At 48.7% G+C, this 17,011-nt stretch carries 14 protein-coding genes; 11 read left to right on the top strand and 3 right to left on the bottom strand.

The window, feature by feature from the left end; translation table 11 throughout:
• The first annotated feature begins 767 nt into the window (after positions 1 to 767).
• Entirely contained in the window at positions 768 to 1,511 is a 744-nt protein-coding gene (gene gpmA / locus NSS82_RS27235) for a 2,3-diphosphoglycerate-dependent phosphoglycerate mutase (protein WP_076273615.1), read from the top strand.
• Between the two features lie 1,057 nt (positions 1,512 to 2,568).
• Here the strand turns inward: gpmA and asd are convergent.
• Entirely contained in the window at positions 2,569 to 3,360 is a 792-nt protein-coding gene (gene asd / locus NSS82_RS27230) for an archaetidylserine decarboxylase (RefSeq protein ID WP_038573164.1), read from the bottom strand.
• Between the two features lie 86 nt (positions 3,361 to 3,446).
• Positions 3,447 to 4,541, bottom strand: a complete 1,095-nt coding sequence (locus tag NSS82_RS27225) for a YheC/YheD family endospore coat-associated protein (RefSeq protein WP_036679737.1) — start codon at positions 4,539 to 4,541, stop codon at positions 3,447 to 3,449.
• A 217-nt stretch (positions 4,542 to 4,758) separates the two neighbouring features.
• Here NSS82_RS27225 and NSS82_RS27220 point away from each other — a divergent pair, with 217 nt between their 5' ends.
• The 5 genes from NSS82_RS27220 to NSS82_RS27200 all read left to right on the top strand — a co-directional run bounded on the left by NSS82_RS27220 (position 4,759) and on the right by NSS82_RS27200 (position 13,347).
• Positions 4,759 to 9,447 carry a WIAG-tail domain gene (locus NSS82_RS27220; RefSeq protein WP_076273614.1) on the top strand — a complete coding sequence of 1,563 codons (4,689 nt, stop codon included), beginning with the start codon at positions 4,759 to 4,761 and terminating at the stop codon, positions 9,445 to 9,447.
• A 627-nt stretch (positions 9,448 to 10,074) separates the two neighbouring features.
• A complete protein-coding gene (locus NSS82_RS27215) occupies positions 10,075 to 10,917 on the top strand; it encodes a glycosyltransferase family 2 protein (RefSeq protein ID WP_306032159.1) in 843 nt (280 codons plus the stop codon).
• On the top strand, positions 10,914 to 11,834 hold the full coding sequence (locus NSS82_RS27210) for a glycosyltransferase family 2 protein (protein WP_094903705.1): 921 nt from the start codon (positions 10,914 to 10,916) through the stop codon (positions 11,832 to 11,834). Before NSS82_RS27215 ends, NSS82_RS27210 begins: the two co-directional genes overlap by 4 nt.
• On the top strand, positions 11,831 to 12,568 hold the full coding sequence (locus NSS82_RS27205) for a glycosyltransferase family 2 protein (protein WP_076100938.1): 738 nt from the start codon (positions 11,831 to 11,833) through the stop codon (positions 12,566 to 12,568). The genes NSS82_RS27210 and NSS82_RS27205 overlap by 4 nt, the downstream gene beginning before the upstream one ends.
• 47 nt (positions 12,569 to 12,615) lie before the next feature.
• Positions 12,616 to 13,347, top strand: coding sequence for a sugar phosphate nucleotidyltransferase (locus NSS82_RS27200; RefSeq protein ID WP_036679730.1), 732 nt, complete (start codon positions 12,616 to 12,618; stop codon positions 13,345 to 13,347).
• 54 nt (positions 13,348 to 13,401) lie between these two features.
• On the opposite strand, the gene NSS82_RS27195 is transcribed toward NSS82_RS27200, so the two are convergent.
• On the bottom strand, positions 13,402 to 13,929 hold the full coding sequence (locus NSS82_RS27195; protein ID WP_256718589.1) for a GNAT family N-acetyltransferase: 528 nt from the start codon (positions 13,927 to 13,929) through the stop codon (positions 13,402 to 13,404).
• A 195-nt stretch (positions 13,930 to 14,124) separates the two neighbouring features.
• Here NSS82_RS27195 and NSS82_RS27190 point away from each other — a divergent pair, with 195 nt between their 5' ends.
• The 5 genes from NSS82_RS27190 to NSS82_RS27170 all read left to right on the top strand — a co-directional run bounded on the left by NSS82_RS27190 (position 14,125) and on the right by NSS82_RS27170 (position 16,174).
• Positions 14,125 to 14,412, top strand: a complete 288-nt coding sequence (locus NSS82_RS27190) for a hypothetical protein (RefSeq protein WP_036679726.1) — start codon at positions 14,125 to 14,127, stop codon at positions 14,410 to 14,412.
• A gap of 24 nt (positions 14,413 to 14,436) precedes the next feature.
• Positions 14,437 to 14,781 (top strand): hypothetical protein, encoded by a 345-nt coding sequence (locus NSS82_RS27185; protein WP_036679724.1) that lies wholly within the window; start codon positions 14,437 to 14,439, stop codon positions 14,779 to 14,781.
• Positions 14,778 to 15,080 carry a hypothetical protein gene (locus NSS82_RS27180; RefSeq protein ID WP_051491084.1) on the top strand — a complete coding sequence of 101 codons (303 nt, stop codon included), beginning with the start codon at positions 14,778 to 14,780 and terminating at the stop codon, positions 15,078 to 15,080. Before NSS82_RS27185 ends, NSS82_RS27180 begins: the two co-directional genes overlap by 4 nt.
• Positions 15,081 to 15,084: 4 nt before the next feature.
• The gene (locus NSS82_RS27175) at positions 15,085 to 15,501 is read left to right on the top strand and encodes a hypothetical protein (RefSeq protein WP_076103710.1); all 417 of its coding nucleotides are present in this window, start codon (positions 15,085 to 15,087) and stop codon (positions 15,499 to 15,501) included.
• A gap of 142 nt (positions 15,502 to 15,643) precedes the next feature.
• Positions 15,644 to 16,174 (top strand): GNAT family N-acetyltransferase, encoded by a 531-nt coding sequence (locus NSS82_RS27170; protein WP_076273612.1) that lies wholly within the window; start codon positions 15,644 to 15,646, stop codon positions 16,172 to 16,174.
• Positions 16,175 to 17,011 lie beyond the last annotated feature (837 nt).

The following is a 17,011-nucleotide window of genomic DNA, read 5'->3' as shown; positions in this document are numbered from 1 at the left end:
TTCAGTTTGTTCAACCAAGGGTAAATACTTTGCAGTTTAGTTTACAGAGAATTTACATAACTTCTTGGAAGGAGACTCTTGGCATGATCATCAGACGCAGAATCTGCAACACGGATTGTAAGAGTGGAGGCGGAGGTATTTTTAGAAACCGCTTAAAACGGTTAAAGCAGGCGAACGCTTTTGTCGTGGACAGCTGGTTCTAAACGGAACAAGCAAGCATACAATCGCATGATATGACTAAAAATATAAATAGCCGGGGCCATGAGGCATCCGGTTTTTTTGTGTTGTTAGAAATTGATATATATAATGAACTTAAGTCGAAGACTAGAGTAACTGATGGACATTACATCGTGCCTCACGTTGTATTTTGTACAATGGGATTGAGTCTAAAAGCAGTCGGATTTGAATTCTGTTGCACATCTTACATTCAAATTCAGGAGAAGCAGCCTTTCTAGAGATCATCACGATAATCTATTGCACAAAGTACAATGTAATGTATTTTCAAGTGAGAGTTAAGATTTTCTGTTGCACATTCTGCAATGAAGCGTAAGCTCATGTACCGCACTATCTACACGCCGTTCACGGTCCATGCACGCCTCATTCACGTACCTTTGAGGATGTTTAATTGGTCTAACTATGAGGTAGCGGTAGATATTTATTTCTACGATTGGGTTATTACTAAGGTGAGAGCTTTCCGCGATACGTTTCGCATAATGTTGTTCGTCGGTAGAATATATAAGGTCCATAGTTGGAAGGAGAGAGAGAAAATGTACGAAATCGTACTAATACGTCATGGTGAGAGCCAGTACAATGTACAGAATTTGTTCACAGGCTGGAGTGACCCGGATTTAACTGAGAAGGGTATCCAAGAGGCAAAGACTGCTGGCAAGCTGTTGAAGGACGCTGGGTATACATTTGATCTGGCTTTTGCTTCGGTACTCAAACGCTCGATTAAAACTCTTAACTATGTACTGGAAGAGATGGATTTGCTGTGGATACCCGTGCAAAAGTCTTGGAAATTGAATGAACGCCATTACGGGGCATTGCAGGGATTAAGTAAAAGCGAGACAGCGCTAAAATATGGAGATGAGCAGCTGCATATCTGGCGGCGGAGTTTATCGGCGAGACCCCCGTTGCTGGAGCTTGATGATCCTAGGTATGCCAGAAACGATATTCGCTACAGCGGTGTTCGTCCGGAAGATATCCCGCGTGGCGAGAGCCTGGAGGACACTGTACATCGTGTAGGCGATTTCTGGGGAAACCGGATCGTACCTCTTTTGCGTAAAAAAGAACGGGTGCTTATCTCAGCCCACGGCAATACGCTGCGTGCATTGATTAAATTTATGGAGGATATTGATGAAGCGGCATTACTGGAGCTCAATATTCCTACCGGAGTACCGCTCGTGTACAAACTGGATGAGGACATGAATCCTATCAGTCGCTTTTATCTAGGAGATCCGGAACAGGTAGCGGCCAAGGCGCTTGATGTTGCTAAGCAGGGACATGTGTAATTGGCGTGTAATAAGCGTATAGGCGTAGCAGGTGTATTGAGTATAACGGGTGTACAGGTATAGTAAGCAAAACAGGCGGCGTAATAATCACATTAGGGCGTAGCAGGTTAATAAGCGTAACAGGCGTATTAGGTGGGTTACATGAAAAGATAAAAGGACAGCCTCGGGGCTGTCCTTTTTGCTATTAGTGTGTTTGTGACCAATCAAATGTGCGAAAATGGCGCGTATAAGGTCAGCTGGGTGCGAAAGCGTTGAATGTTAACCGTCGACCAACGCTCCGTAGATCCTCGACCAACGCTCCACTAGCCCTCAAATCCTCAACTAACTCTTGACCATCCCTCCACCAACTCTCGGCCAGCCCTTAACTAACTTTCGACCAACCTCGACCAACGCTCTAGCAAATGCTTACGGACTCAGCAGCCGCTATTTGCCCATTTATCACCATTTGAGCGGAGTTTCGGACTCCAGCGCCGCTATTGCCTAAGAATCGACTCTAATAGGGCGTTTTTGGTGCCAATAGCTGCGGTGGAGTCCGATAGAATCGCAAATGTGTGAAAAATCCGCGTATAAGGTCAGCTGGGTCCGATAGCGGCGAGCGCACACCTTCCACCAACGCTCGACCATCCCTCCACTATCTCGACCATCCTCAACTAACGCTCGACTAACCTCGACCAACGCTCTGCAAATGCTTACGGACTCAGCAGCCGCTATTTGCCCATTTATCGCCATTTGAGCGGAGTTTCGGACTCCAGCGCCGCTATTGCCTAAGATCTAGCGCAAATAGGGTGTTTTTCATGCCAATAGCTGCGGTGGAGTCCGATAGAATCGCAAATGTGTCAAAAATCCGCGTATAAGGTCAGCTGGGTCCGATAGCTAACGATAGGTATACGATAGCTAACGATAGGTACACGATGGTTAGACGATAGGTATACGATAGCTAGAGGGTTCGTGTCCGCAACTGTGCTCCACACTAAGTCCCCAAAATTAGAGGGCACCCCAGCAGCCATTTCATGGCTTTTGAGGCACCCTCTAATTTTTTACATTCGCCCAACTCTCCCTACAAAGGTCGATGCAACGTTCCCAGTAGTTCGCCCATTTTTACCTTCGAGTCGACCTCAAGCTTGGGTCTCGGGGTAAAGGTACCGCTTTCCGTGAGTAGCACTACGGTGGAGCCAAACTCAAAATAAGCCAGATCATCGCCTATTTGCCACTCGGCAGCCGTAGCATCCGTATAACGGATGCTGCTGACGTTCATTGCGCCTACCTTTACTACCGCGGTTTCCCCGTAACTCCCGGCAATATACGTAATGAGACGTTCGTTGCGGTTCAGGACACCCTTCATATGTCGCATTCCGAAATCGTTGACAGGATAGGCCCGTCCGCGAATATAATCGCTCTCCACCTTTTGTCCGGTAAGGGGAGAGTGAATCCGGTGATAATCGGTAGGACTCAAATAAAGAACGAAGAAAAAACCCTTCTTGTACAGCTCCAGATGCGGGGAGTGATTAAGGAGATCCTCGATCTTATAATCCTGCCCTTTTACATTCATAATCGTACCGGCGGTAATGTCACCCATAGCAGTAATCGTTGCGTCTACGGGACTAACCAAAGCGTCAGCATCGGTTGCAATAGGCCGCATGCCCGGCTTCAGCCGGCGGCTGAAAAACTCATTAAGAGTGAGATATTCTCCAGGATTTTTCTCCGCTTGAGCGGAGGGGATTTGATAAGTCTTAATAAATGCCGGGATAAGAAAACGGCTGATTCTACTATGAGAAAAAGATCCCATTAACCGTGAAAGCCACCGGTGTGAGGATAGCTCGGTCATCAGCCGTAGCAATTGTTTTACCATGCCCATCTCCCTTCCATAATGCAGCAGTACGGTTGTATACGGGTCGTCTCTGCTCTGCATTATATTGACATAGAATAGGAGACAAATCAATAACTGTTATATACCGTACTGTTCGTTTCTATTAAAAAACGCGCGTATCCCATAGGTCTGCGATAGCTGTCTTTCCAAATTTCCGTAAGGCCGGCTTTATGAAATCCGTAGCGTTGGTCGCGACCGTTACATTCTATGAAGAAGAGTCGTCCGTCCTTAGTAATGCCTATATCCAGTCCGATATCGGCCAGTCCGGGAAGGTCTTGCTCCAGACACCGTGCGATTGCAAGGCTAAGTATTTCGACAGACATACGGATGTGGGCCGCTGTGGATCTTGAAAAGGCTTTTTCGAGCGCTAGGGAGGAGCTTAACGCTTCTCCTCCGCGGGCTATATTGGAGACAAAGCCCCCTGGGGCAGCCAGTTTGGCGAAGAGCCCAGTGACCTGCCAATCTCCTCCCCAGCCGCGCTGAACGGTGACGCGTAGATCAAAGGGACGTCCTCCAATCTCAGCAAGGGGAATACGTTCTTGAACAAGATAAGGCACGGAGGTTAGGCGTGCGCGGAGCGCTTGTGGCAACGCCGCCTGATTTACGGGAATATTTCTCCAGCGCTGCATCGAAGGGGAGAGGTAGCTCAAGGTCCAACGCTGAGATCCCTTGCGGACCAGCCGCATGACCCCATTCCCTATACTTCCACGGCAAGGTTTAAGAATGAGATCGGGATAAAGATTCATCATTTCTTTTAGGCCTGAGACTCTCGTTGTTACGGGTAAATATTCGCGAAGCTCCGTATTTTTTTCAAGCAGCTGATGGATCTCATCTTTGCCGTATCGATTACATGTATTGAAAATCAGGGGATAGTGCTTCAGCAGACGCTGCATCCCAGGGCTGTTTTTGCTGTATATTGCCCGGTTATGGATAACAGCAGGCGTAGGAACAACTACGCTTTTATATCCGTTGGCTCCCTTTATATAGGCGGCACTAAAGCCTGTGTCCGTATCGATGTCCGCGAGCTTCAGGAAGCAAGGGACTAAACCGTATGCCGCCGCGGCCTCTTCATAGTTGGATAGAGACTCCTGTCCTGTTTTTAGCCGGGGAACGCCCCGGTGCATATCGGCATTTAGTAATATTCCAACGAGCTTATGCCCCATGTTTGTTCCTCCTGTTTCATCGGTTACATGATCCCTGCTTTTTCTACTCTTGTCATAGTATGTTTGTACCCGCGTGTCAGGGTGGACGAATGCGCGAAGGCAGATGCCTTTTTTTATACATAATCTTATGAAGGCCTCATCGCAAAAGGGTGTCATAAGCCCATACCGCTGCATATGATGCCTAGGAGAAACATTAGATGGAAGGAGGAGACTGCTTGTGAGGGGTTCCAAAAAAAAGCAGCCGCGCAGTCCACAGAAACGACTCTATTTTGTAGATAATCCCAATAAAGAGGAACTGAGTATGCTGGATACCAAAAGCAGCTCTAGAAGCTCGGGGAATAACAGTGACGGAGTCAGTGAAGCAGAGATCGCGGAAGTTCAGGTAAGTGGGGGAGCAATAGCTGAAGTCGTTCTAGAGGAGCCAACTTCTGCTCCAGTTCTACAATTGGAGCCGGAGCTTATAGAGGAAGCGCAGCTTCAGAAACAGGCGGATAATCTTCCTGAAACCGTATGGTTCGCTCCTCCAGAGAAAGAACGTTTTCAGCCCGTTTATACAGATGATCTTTCGGATGCAGCGGTGACCGGAGCCAAAATCGCTCCACGTACCATTGACGGTTCTAAGCTAAAGTTCGGCATTATTGGTACACCTTGGCTGCAAGATTACGCTGTACAGAGTATCAATATCGCGGACAAGGCAGTCACTTCTGCAAAAATCGCACCAGAATCGATTGTGGGCGAGCATTTAGCAGAAGGAAGCGTTAGTGGCGGTAAGCTGCTGGATCATTCGATTAGTGGAGAGAAGCTGAAAAATGGCAGTATTAGTCCAGAGAAGCTGGCTGATCGGATTATAGGCGGCGGTCAAATTGCAGATAAAGCCATTGAGAGCCGCCATTTAAGCGATTTGATTATTACTGCGGATTTACTGGAAGATGGAGCCGTTACTAGTGACAAAATAGGAAGCAGCAGCATCACAAGTCGCCACCTAGCTAACGGCAGTGTTGACCGTTCCAAGCTGGCCGATGCAGCGGTATCTGGCGATAAAATTGCTGATGGTGAAATCAGCAGTTCAAAGCTAGCGGATGCTGTTATTGAAGGCCGCCATCTTAGCGACGCTTTGATAACCGCCAGACATCTGGCCCCGGGAGCGATTGGTTCTGATCAGCTTGCCAGCAAATTGATCGGTAAGGAACAGCTGCAGTCGGGTATTATCGAAGGCGGGCATTTAGCTGATGGAGCTATAGGCTCCAAGCAACTTGGTACAGATGTCGTGAGAAGCGTCCATTTAAGCCCAGAAAGTGTGAATGGTAATCATATCGGTGATGGCGAAATATCGAGTCGGCATTTGGCTGACCGCAGCATCTCTTTTTTAAAGCTGGCTGAGGGTGCAGTAGGAACTGCACAGTTAGTGGAGCAAGCGGTAACCTCGTCCAAAATTGCTGACCAAAGCATTCTCCCACATAAGCTGGCAGACGAAGTAGTGACCACAAGACATATTGCTAAATCCGCCATTCGCGGACCGCAAATTGCTATGCAAGCCATAACTTCTATTCATCTGGAACGCGAAGCAGTGAATCATTCGCATATAGCGGCGGAAGCGGTCGGCTCGGAGCAGCTTAAGGAAGAAGCTATTCAGACTCAACATTTATCTTCCGGTGCTGTGACTGGAGAACAGCTGGCTTCAGAATCTGTGGGCGGGGAGCATCTTCGTGCACAGAGCGTTACTTCTGCCAAGTTGGCAGATGGAAGTGTAAATGCAGCTAAGCTGGCAGCAGGTGCAGTGATTGGGAGCACGATTGCGCGTGAAGTAGTCAGTGGTGAACATATCGCTTTTTGTACAGTGGAGGAAAAGCATCTGGCGGATGCCAGTGTGAGCGGCCGTGTATTGCAGGATGCTGTGGTAAATAAGGATCATTTGGCCACGGGAGCCGTGGAACGAAGACATCTTGGTGAAAATAGTGTGACTTCCGCTGCGATTCAATCGGGCTCAGTTTCAGGAGATAAGCTGGCTTCCGCTGCGGTGAGAGAAATTCACCTGGCAGCAGGAGCTGTGCAGCCTCATCATCTGGCCGATCATGCAGTGACCTCGTTGAAGCTTTCACCGGAAAGTGTCTCAACGGATAAAATCAGTGATTTAGCAGTCACTTCGGCTAAGCTTGCAGACGGCAGCATAGAATCCAGTAAACTGGCAGCGTCAGCAGTTCATGCTGAGCATTTGTCGGTAAATGCTGTAAGTTCGAAAACCATAAGCGAAAGTGCCGTTCAAAGTAGACATTTGAATCCCGGCAGTGTCAGTGGGGCGCATATCCGGCCGTTGTCTATAGGGAATGGTCATATCCTTCCGAATTCTATTTCTGCGGTTCAAATCCAAGAGGGCAGTATTAATAGCTCTAAGCTGGTAAAAGGTGCCGTGGATTCTCAGCATCTTTCACCTGGTAGTGTAGACGGCAGCCATTTGTGTACCGATACGATTGAAGGTCGTCATATCCTACCTGGTGAAATCACGCTGGCTCATCTGGCGGAAGAGGTACGTAGCTCTGAGTTGCTGCCAGACGGCTGCATAACTGGGGAGAAGCTGGCTGAAGGATCGGTAGATTCCAACCATCTCCTGCCTGGAAGTGTGAACGGAAGCCATTTGAATTCGGGTTCTGTCGAAGGTCGACATATCCTACCGGGTGAGGTCACGCTTGCTCATCTGGCTGCAGATGCATATACCTCCGACTTGCTGCCTGAAGGCAGTATTACCGGGAAGAAGCTGGCGGGAGCATCCGTGGATTCTATTCATTTAGTGTTTGGAAGTGTGGAAGGCGGACATCTGAGTTCAGGTTCCGTCGAAGGACGTCATATTGGAAATGGTGAGATTACTCTGGCTCATCTCGCCGATGAAACCCGAAGTGCTGATCTGCTGCCAGACGGTAGTATTACTAGAGAGAAGCTGGCGGAGGAATCCGTAAGTTCTATTCACCTAGTGCCTGGCAGTGTGGATGGCAGCCATTTAGGCCCAGACACAGTAGAAGGCCGTCATATCCGATACGGTGAGATCACGCTGGCTCATTTGGCAAAAGAAACACGCAGCTCTAAATTGCTGCCAGACGGTAGTATTTCTGGAGTAAAGCTGGCACATGCTTCCGTAAATTCAAATCATCTAGTACCTGGAAGTGTGGAAGGCGTTCATCTAAGTTCAGGTTCTGTCGAAGGGCGCCATATTGGAAAAGGTGAGATTACGTTAGCTCATCTGGCCGAAGAAACACGTAGCGCTGACTTGCTGCCAGACGGTAGCATCACTCGGGAGAAGTTGGCGGAAGAATCCGTAAATTCGAATCATCTGGTGCCTGGAAGCGTAGATGGCAGTCATTTGAGTCCGGACACAATAGAAGGACGTCATATCCGATACGGTGAGATCACGCTGGCTCATTTGGCCGAAGAAACACGCAGCTCCAATTTGCTGCCAGACGGTAGCATTACTGGGGAGAAACTGGCGGAAGCATCCATAAATTCAAATCACCTTGTACCTGAAAGCGTGGAGGGAACTCATCTGAGTCCGTCTGCAATAGAAGGACGCCATATTGGAAAAGGTGAGATCAAGCTAGCGCATCTGGCGGATGAGGTACGCAGCTCCGAGCTGCTGCCGGACGGAAGCATTACTGGGGAGAAGCTGGCGGAAGCCTCCGTAGAAGCAATTCATCTAGTGCCTGGCAGTGTGGATAGAACTCATCTGAGTCCGTCTGCAGTAGAAGGTCTCCATATTGGAAAAGGTGAGATCAAGCTAGCACATCTAGCGGATGAGGTACGCAGCTCCGAGTTACTGCCGGATGGCAGCATTACCGGTAAAAAGTTGGAGGGTGGATCTATTACTGCCTACCACTTGGCTCCTGGCAGTGTCTATGGGGGACACTTAGGGGGGAATGCGGTAGATAGCCGCCATATCCGTGCTGGAAGCATTACTCTGAATCATTTGGCAGAAGAAGTGCGCAGCGCTGATTTATTGCCGGAAGGCAGTATTACAGGCGAGAAGATTGAAGTCGGAACGATCCAGTCTTTCCATTTGGCCCAAGGCAGCGTCTCTGGAGGTCATTTGGCCGGGGATGCGGTGGAAGGCCGCCATATTCGATCGGACAGCATCACCCTGAAGCATTTGGCAGAAGAGGTACGCAGTGCGGATTTGTTGCCAGATGGCAGTATTACTGAAGAAAAACTCGCCGAAGGCTCCGTGAGTTCTTCACATTTACAACCATGGAGTGTTTACGGAGAGCATCTTGCTGACAAGATCGTGGCAGATCGGCATTTGCAGCCTGGCATCATCAAATTAGAGCATCTTGCGGATGAAACACGCAGCTCAGCACTGCTCCCGGATGGCAGTATCAACGGAGCTAAGCTGAAGGAAGGCAGTATCGAGTCCGCTCATCTGACAGAAGGTGCAGTAGGGACAACAGAGCTTCAGGATGAAGCGGTAGTTGCATCCAAAATCTCTTCGTTTGCGATTCAAGCCCGCCATCTGGAAGAAGAGAGTGTTCAGGAATATCATATTTCCCCAGGTGCAGTAAACGGGACTCATCTGGCACCGAACTCTGTAAATACAGATCATCTGTCCTTCAGTCCGATTCAAACAGCTGGGAAGCGAGAAGCACTACAGCAGTTTGGAATGACAGCATTTATGTTCAATGGGGATGCAGAGAGTGTAGAGGTGACCGTATCGTTTGATGAGAGCTTTGGGCATACGGGTTATGTGCTTGTTGCCATGACCAATCAGCCTTACTTCTACGCTTCCTTAAAGAGCAGAGCCAATGGAGAAGCAGTGATTCAAGTAGTACGGTTGCGCGAGACTCCGCATTTCTATGGGGTTATCTCTTGGATTGCTATAGGCGCTCCCTTAGCTAAGCCGGCAGCAGATGATCGCGTATTTGATTGAACCTTAAGCAGTTCCTCTTAAAAATAGCAGAGTAGCGAATCTCCTTATTGGAGATCGCTGCTCTGTTTTTTTGGGGGGGAACGGTACATGTCAGCATCGCCGGGTTCTAAACATTCGCTGTGGCTGCGGCTCTGTCCGATAGCCTGGTAGTCTAAACATCCGCTGCTACTTACGGACCCAGATGGCGTTATTTGCAGGTTTGTCGTTTTTTGAGGCTGGTTTAGGACTCTAGTGAAGCAATTGTATAGAAATAGAGCATTATTGAGTTCTTTTCATGCCAATAGCTGCTACGGAGTCCGTTAATAATCTAAAAGTGTGAAAATGCGGCGAATAGGAGCAACTGTGTCCGATAGCGCTAATGTCTAAACATCCGTTGCAGATTCGGTTTTGTCCGATACCGCCCTAACCTAATCAACCTGCTGCGGTACTGCGTTCGTTACCATCGCAGGTTGTGTCCGCGGCAGCTGGCTATGCGCAATGTATCTAAGCTGAAGTTTGGTGGGGAGTACATTTGTCCTGTTTTCAGAACGACAGGAGACAATTGCCGTTACCCTGTGCGTTGTAGTACATAAACTGTGATGTAACCCTCAGCCTGAAGAATTGGCTCTGTAAGGAAGGTGGATGAGCATGAAGCCCAAACGAACTTCTGCCCGCCGCACAGGACGGCGGGTCTCTCGGATGAAGCGGCGGACTACACGCCCAGTGCGGCAAGTCGCTGTAGTCCCTATAGTTAACCATCCTAATCCCTATGTTTCGGTTATTATTCCAGCCATGAATGAAGCTCAGACCATTGCGGGAGTGATATCTGGAGCCAGAGGGGTCCATCCGCGCTGCGAGGTAATTGTGGTCGTGAATGGATCCACTGATCAAACGGCAGGGATTGCACAATCGCTAGGTGCGCGTGTTATTTCCTATGAGTTGCCGCTTGGACACGACGCTGGCCGTAGTGTGGGAGCTGAGGCAGCCAAGGGAGAAATCCTATTGTTTACAGATGGAGATTTGGTGATACCTGCTTCGGGGCTGCGTCCTTACGTCACTGCTGTTAGTGGTGGAGTGGACATAGCGCTTAATGATTATTCCGGTCCGGTCCGGAAGCTGTCCCCCCATCCGGTGGTGCTGTCTAAACATGCACTGAATATTCTGCTTGGCCGTCCAGATCTGAAGGGATGTTCGATGACGGCAGTTCCGCACGCAATCAGCCGCAGAGCACTTGATATTTTAGGGAGCGATTCATTATCACGTCCTCCACTGGCGCATGCCCAGGCAATTCTTAGTGGACTGCATGTGGTAGCCGCTCACAAAGTGCCTGTAGGGAAATTGAATGCGGTAAGACGCAAGGAAGACGGCAAAGATCCATTGCAGCAGTTGATTACAGCGGATCATATGGAGGCTGTATCCCTGTTGCTGGAACATCGGGGGATCAGAGCGGGCTTTGGCGACGGAGCCCGGCGCAGAGAGATGGTGAGATGATGGTTGCAACTTTACGAGGCACAGCAGCTCGAACGGCAAAGAAACGCCCAATCCGTCACAGGTCAGCCAATCGCTCTGTAAAAGGCAACGCTGCTACTCGCCCGCTTCTGTCTCGGCAATCGAAGGCAGGCAAGGAGACTCTGAAGTTACCGAAGTTACGCGGGACTTTGTCAGTCATTATCTCCGCGCGTAATGAGGAGCAGACCTTGTCACGTCTGCTGCATCAGGTTGCACGGCTTGAACCTGCAGAAATTATCGTCGTACTTAATGGCTGCAGTGATAACTCTTTTCCTATTTCTAGACAACATCGTCAAGCCATTGTAGTACACTGCCCAGAGTCTGTCGGACATGATGTGGGTCGGGCTATCGGTGCGAAGCTGAGTCGCGGGGATATATTGCTTTTTCTGGATGGAGATATGGTCATTCCGGCCTCTCAGCTCGTTTCATTCACGGCGGCTGTAGATCGTGGGATTGATGTAGCTCTTAATGATTTAGACTCACTGATGCCTTCTTTTGGATTATGTGATGATGTCACCCGCAGCAAACTGTTTCTGAATTATGCTCTGGATAGGTACGATCTCGGAGTTAGCTCTATGACAGCTGTTCCTCATGCGCTTTCGCGGCATGCGCTTGAGACCATAGGCTACCGTGAATTAATGGTTCCACCTAAAGCCCAAGCTCGTTCTGTATTAGAAAAGTTACGGGTGGAGAAGGCTGGGACGGTAAATGTTATTAAACATAATCGGCTGCGCAAGGCAAATACAGGGGTTGGAAATGCTGTGGAAAAACTGATCATAGGAGATCATGCTGAGGCTCTACATGAGGTTCTTTCCCGGCGAAAAGCTGGCGGTCTGCTAAGTAGTGAGACTCAGCGCGAGTACCGCAGACAGGTAGCCGCTTGGAGGAATCGCATATGACGCTGACGAGTATTATTATTCCAACCTACAATGCGCTGCCCTTGCTGCGGGCCTGTGTGGAATCTATTCTTGCCTACACTCCGCCGCCTTATGAGATTATCGTAGTGGACAATGCTTCAACGGACGGAACAGACACTTATTGCCGTGCGAATCATATAACGTTTATTTCATTGCCTGACAATCGCGGCTTTCCAGCTGCATGCAATATGGGGCTACAGCTAGCTTCAGGTGATGAATTACTGCTGCTGAATAACGATGTAGTGTTATCTCAAGGATGGTTAACTAATCTGAAGAGAGCTCTATATAGTGCTCCTGATGTTGGTATTGTTGGGCCAGTCACAAACTATGCTAGTGGACGTCAACAGGTGAAGACTGATTATGAAGGTCTGATAGATTTTCATCAGGCTGCTGAGAGGGCGAACCTTCCAAATCCCCAGAAATGGTTGGAGACGAGACGGCTGGTAGGATTATGTTTTTTATTCAAAAGAGAGCTGCTTACTTCCGTAGGTCTACTGGATGAGAGATTCTCACCTGGACATTACGAAGATGATGATTATTGTTACCGTACCAGGATAAAGGGATATCGGTTGCTTATCGCCGGGGATTGCTTGGTGCACCATGAAGGAAGTGCAAGTTTCAAGCAAGTTTACAATACCGGACTGCAAGAACTGGTGGAACGAAATCGCAAGATTTTTATAGATAAATGGAATGTAGACCCTATAAATTTCATATGAAGTGCAGATCCGAAGGCAAAGGACGTAGATAAAGAGGAGGAAAGTAAGTGAAAGGAGTCATACTGGCGGGCGGAACAGGATCTAGACTTCAACCGCTGACCCGGCTTATGAACAAACATTTGCTTCCGGTCGGCAAATATCCTATGGTCTGTTACGGCATAGACCGGCTTCGCCGGGCAGGAATTACCGACATTCTTCTGGTTATTAGCAAGCAGTCTGCTGGCCTGTACACAGATTTTTTAGGTAGCGGTGCTGCATTTGGTGTATCTCTGACCTATAAAATTCAGGAAGCTGCCGGAGGCATTGCCGAGGCGCTTGATTTAGCAGAAGGGTTCATTTTCCCGGGGGAACGATTTGTTGTATTGCTCGGGGATAATCTTTTTATGGATGATCTGAAGCCTTATGTGGAGAGTTATCTCCGTCAGCCAGCGGGCACAGCAAAGGTGTTGCTGAAGCCGGTGGAGGACGCGCGCAGATACGGTGTACCTGTGTTTGATAGTCAAGATGCGGCATGGATTGCTTATATCGAAGAAAAGCCGGAGCATCCGAAGACCAATTATTGTGTAACTGGTATTTATATGTACGATGAAGCTGTATTTGATATCATCCGGCGGGTATTACCTTCCAAAAGGGGGGAGCTGGAGATTACTGATGTAAATAATATATACGCCGCTGATCGCAGACTTAGTTATGATGTGCTTAAGGATTGGTGGAGTGATGCGGGGACGTTCCAGTCTTTGCACGAGGCGGGGGAAAAGTTAAAGGATGCACTGCCATAAGGCAGTGCTTTTTTTGATGTAATCTTGCTATAGATAGCCGCAAGGGCTTTGAAATCACGCGTTACTCAGAGGGCTTGGGGGGTTGGAAATCCTCCACCAGATTAAATCCTCAGTTTCTTTGTATCTCTCAGAGCCTAGACGCTCCAATACTTTGTGGGAGGCTGTATTATCTTTTTCAGTGTCAGCGATTACATAGACAGCTTGGGGATGGGAGAAAATCCATGCAGTAATTGTGCGTAGTGCCTCTGTTGCATACCCTTTTCTTCTATATTTCTCATCAATCCCATATCCTATAATAACCTCGCCTTTCTCATTCGGGTAACCTTTAAGGATAATGAATCCTATAATACATTGATCTTCCCGATGGACGATGGCCCAGTTCGTTAACCATAGGTAATGGTCGGGGTCCTGCTGCACCTTTTTTAGCCTGATCTGCATAGCATATTGCATTTCATCATCAAGCTCTGCACTGATGGCGGCTAAGCCTAGCTGTTGCTGTAGCTCCGAATAGTTATCTATTGCTAGTGAGAGCTCTGGGGCAGTTAAAGGTATTAGATCGATCCGCTGGCTTTCAAGCTTCATATATTCCCCACCAATCATTGGTAAACTCAGGATTGCGCATTTCACATTTTAATCCTTTTAAATGTACTTAGCAATAACGTAATCTTTATGTCATCCAGTCACTTATAGAGCCTTAACTTGTCGAGGATCCCCGGCACCGTAACGGCTCCTGCCGCATATGCTGTAGCAGGGCGTTTGAGCAAAGGAGACATGAAGGTGCAGAGTAAAATAACTAAAGTCCTGCAGCACATGGCCCATACGCACGAACAGATGGCGCGGATTCTAGACGCTGAGCGCCATGTGGCTGTCCGTATGTCGCAAATTGTCCACGATCTGCCAGATGCGGAACCTGATTTTGATGGGATCAGCGGGATGATCGAAAGCTCAACTCAGGTAAACAAGAATATTATTGCTTACTTGAATGCACTTGCAGATCTGGAAGAAGCGATGGCTGATGGGGTAGGCAGAGTGATTAAGGAATTGAACGGTCAAGAAGAAGAGTAACGCTATAGGAGCGGGAGGCGGAAGATGAGCAGAGAAAAGGCTTATCTGCAAATGCTGGAGTCCACCGCCGCCATCCAGTGGAACGTTGCGTTGATTCTGGAAGCTAAGGCGGTTGAAGCTGAAAAGGTAAAGCAGTGGGCACAGCATCATATCCACGCTAGAGCCTTTGATTCCCACAGTGAGCAACTGAAGGAGTCCCTCTCTATACACGAGGTCATCGTGGAGATGGTCGAAGGGCTGACCAAACTGGAGAACGGACTCTACAGCAATTTAAAAGCAGTGCTGGGCAGTGGTGAAGACGATGGTGGCGGGGAAGGTTTTGGAGACATGTCAGGTGATGGCTTTAGTTTTGGAGAAGACAGCAAATGAGCGGGGACCGTCTCTCTGAACATGCCGTCAAGCTGGAGATGATTCGCTCCATTTCGCGCAGTCAGGCTGCTTTGGCGGCCATCTTGGAGAGCATCGCCGAATTGACGGAGCAATCTGAGTTGACGGCCCGCAAATTGAGCGACAATATCAGGATTTTAAGTGGGTATCAGAGTGCGATGTGCCGGATGATGTCCGGGATTTCACTACATCGTCCTAAACGGGGAATTCCTGCTGCGCCATGGCTGAGTAAGGCATACGCCGTAGGAACCTCCAGAGAACATGGAGCACAGGAGGAGTAGAAGCATGAAGAAGAAAAGCCGCAGAACGCTACGTTCAGGCAGAACCCGTAGACGCACATTGCTGCTCTCGCGGAGAGCAAAAGTTCGTAAAGGGCTAGCCCGTAAAACCCGCAGAGTTCTTGCCCGGAAAACTGCTCGTTATGGGAAGTCGAAAAAAGGCCTATTGCTACGCAAGAAAAGAAGACTTCGTCGTAAGCTTGTTCGTAAAGTAAGGGTTTCACAGCCACCGGTGCTTGTGGTACCCGTGAGCGAGGCTCCGCCTGCTCCACAGGTAATTCCGCTCCCCCCGGAGCTGGGCGTTTCGCCGGAAACGCCCCCGGCAGACGCCTTTCAACAGGGCTACACCGAAGCATACAACGTGGGGTTCGACGCCGGTTTCGCCAAGGGCTTCGAGGACGGGCATAAGCTGGAATTCAGCTAGGGGACACAGATGACAAGATCCGCTCCGCCCGTGAGCGGGTCTTGGGGTTTTCGTGCGGACTGGTTTGCTGCGCTGCCGATGTGATAAACTTCATAATGAAAGTGAAAATAATATGAGGTTAAGATGAAGGTAGGGATGATTCATGGATACTGAGATTCGCAGAGCACGCAAAGATGAGATTGATGAAATTATGGAGCTGATTGTCAAATGCGTACAGGTGATGCAAGCAGGTGGCAGCGATCAGTGGGACGAGCATTATCCGAACCGGGAGATCATCTCCCTTGATATTGAACGTGGCAATCTATGGGTATGTGAGGAGAACAATGCGGTGGCCGGCATTCTAGTGTTGGACGAGCACCAATCCGAGCAGTATGGGAAGATTGACTGGACAGAAACGCAAGGGCTTCATTTAATTATGCATAGATTGGCTGTGCATCCTGAAGTTCAAGGAAAGGGAATTGCACGCCGTCTTAGCACTTATGCAGAAGAACATGCTCGCCAGAATGGTTATTCAAGTATCCGTCTGGACACATATGCTAAGAACACTGGGGCACTCGCCCTATATCCCAAGCTGGGTTATGACCTCAGGGGTGAGGTAACTTTTCCAGGGCGTACCGCTAATTTTCCGGTGTTCGAGAAGGTTCTAGAAAAACACGGGAATTCGGAAGCTTAACATAGTGAGAACCAGAGGATATCTCATGAGCCATCTAATGGCTACTGAGATATCCTTTTTTTGTGGAAATAACACCGTTTTCTAAACAAAAACTTTGTTTGATTAGGTAGCAATTTGCGCTTACGGAAACCCTGCTCAAAAGGCGATAAGTGTGCAAATAGCGTCATTGGAGTCCGAAAGCATCAGTGGCTGAGTGTGACTCGACAGTAACGGACCCAGCAGACCTTAAATGCGGAATTTCCCCACACTTGGAATGCTATCGGACTCCAGAGCAGCTATTGGTATAAAACACACTGCATATGGGCCTGTAACGAGGGAATAGCGCCACTGGAGTCCGAAATCTTGCTCAAAAGGCGATAAATGTGCAAATAGCGTCATCTGGGTCCGAAAGCATCAGTGACTGATTGTGACTCGACAGTAACGGACCCAGCAGATCTTAAACGTGGCATTTCCCCACATTTGGAATGCTATCGGACTCCAGAGCAGCTATTGGTATAAAACACACTGCATATGGGCCTGTTTCGAGGGAATAACGTCACTGGAGCCCGAAACCATGCTCAAAAGGCGAAAAATGTGCAAATAGCGTCATCTGGGTCCTTAAGCATCAGTGGCTGAGTATGACTCGACAGTAACGGACCCAGATGACCTTAAACGTAGCATTTCCCCACATTTGGAATGCTATCGGACTCCAGAGCAGCTATTGGTATAAAACACACTGCATATGGGCCTGTTTCGAGGGAATAACGTCACTGGAGACCGAAACCATGCTCAAAAGGCGAAAAATGTGCAAATAGCGTCATCTGGGTCCGAAAGCATCAGTGGCTGAGTGTGACTCGA

The sequence above is a fragment of the Paenibacillus sp. FSL H7-0735 genome (assembly GCF_038008505.1).
Lineage (GTDB): Bacteria > Bacillota > Bacilli > Paenibacillales > Paenibacillaceae > Paenibacillus_AQ > Paenibacillus_AQ odorifer.
The sequence above is the reverse complement of the archived record's forward strand: the minus strand, read 5'-3'. Positions and strand labels throughout refer to the sequence as shown.

Coding starts and splice junctions, on each gene's coding strand:
- NSS82_RS27215 (WP_306032159.1), top strand. CDS start 10,075: ATGAAGCCCAAACGAACTTCTGCCCGCCGCACAGGACGGCGGGTCTCT.
- NSS82_RS27210 (WP_094903705.1), top strand. CDS start 10,914: ATGATGGTTGCAACTTTACGAGGCACAGCAGCTCGAACGGCAAAGAAA.
- NSS82_RS27175 (WP_076103710.1), top strand. CDS start 15,085: ATGAAGAAGAAAAGCCGCAGAACGCTACGTTCAGGCAGAACCCGTAGA.
- NSS82_RS27195 (WP_256718589.1), bottom strand. CDS start 13,929: ATGAAGCTTGAAAGCCAGCGGATCGATCTAATACCTTTAACTGCCCCA.
- gpmA (WP_076273615.1), top strand. CDS start 768: ATGTACGAAATCGTACTAATACGTCATGGTGAGAGCCAGTACAATGTA.
- asd (WP_038573164.1), bottom strand. CDS start 3,360: ATGGTAAAACAATTGCTACGGCTGATGACCGAGCTATCCTCACACCGG.
- NSS82_RS27225 (WP_036679737.1), bottom strand. CDS start 4,541: ATGGGGCATAAGCTCGTTGGAATATTACTAAATGCCGATATGCACCGG.
- NSS82_RS27185 (WP_036679724.1), top strand. CDS start 14,437: ATGAGCAGAGAAAAGGCTTATCTGCAAATGCTGGAGTCCACCGCCGCC.
- NSS82_RS27170 (WP_076273612.1), top strand. CDS start 15,644: ATGGATACTGAGATTCGCAGAGCACGCAAAGATGAGATTGATGAAATT.
- NSS82_RS27205 (WP_076100938.1), top strand. CDS start 11,831: ATGACGCTGACGAGTATTATTATTCCAACCTACAATGCGCTGCCCTTG.
- NSS82_RS27180 (WP_051491084.1), top strand. CDS start 14,778: ATGAGCGGGGACCGTCTCTCTGAACATGCCGTCAAGCTGGAGATGATT.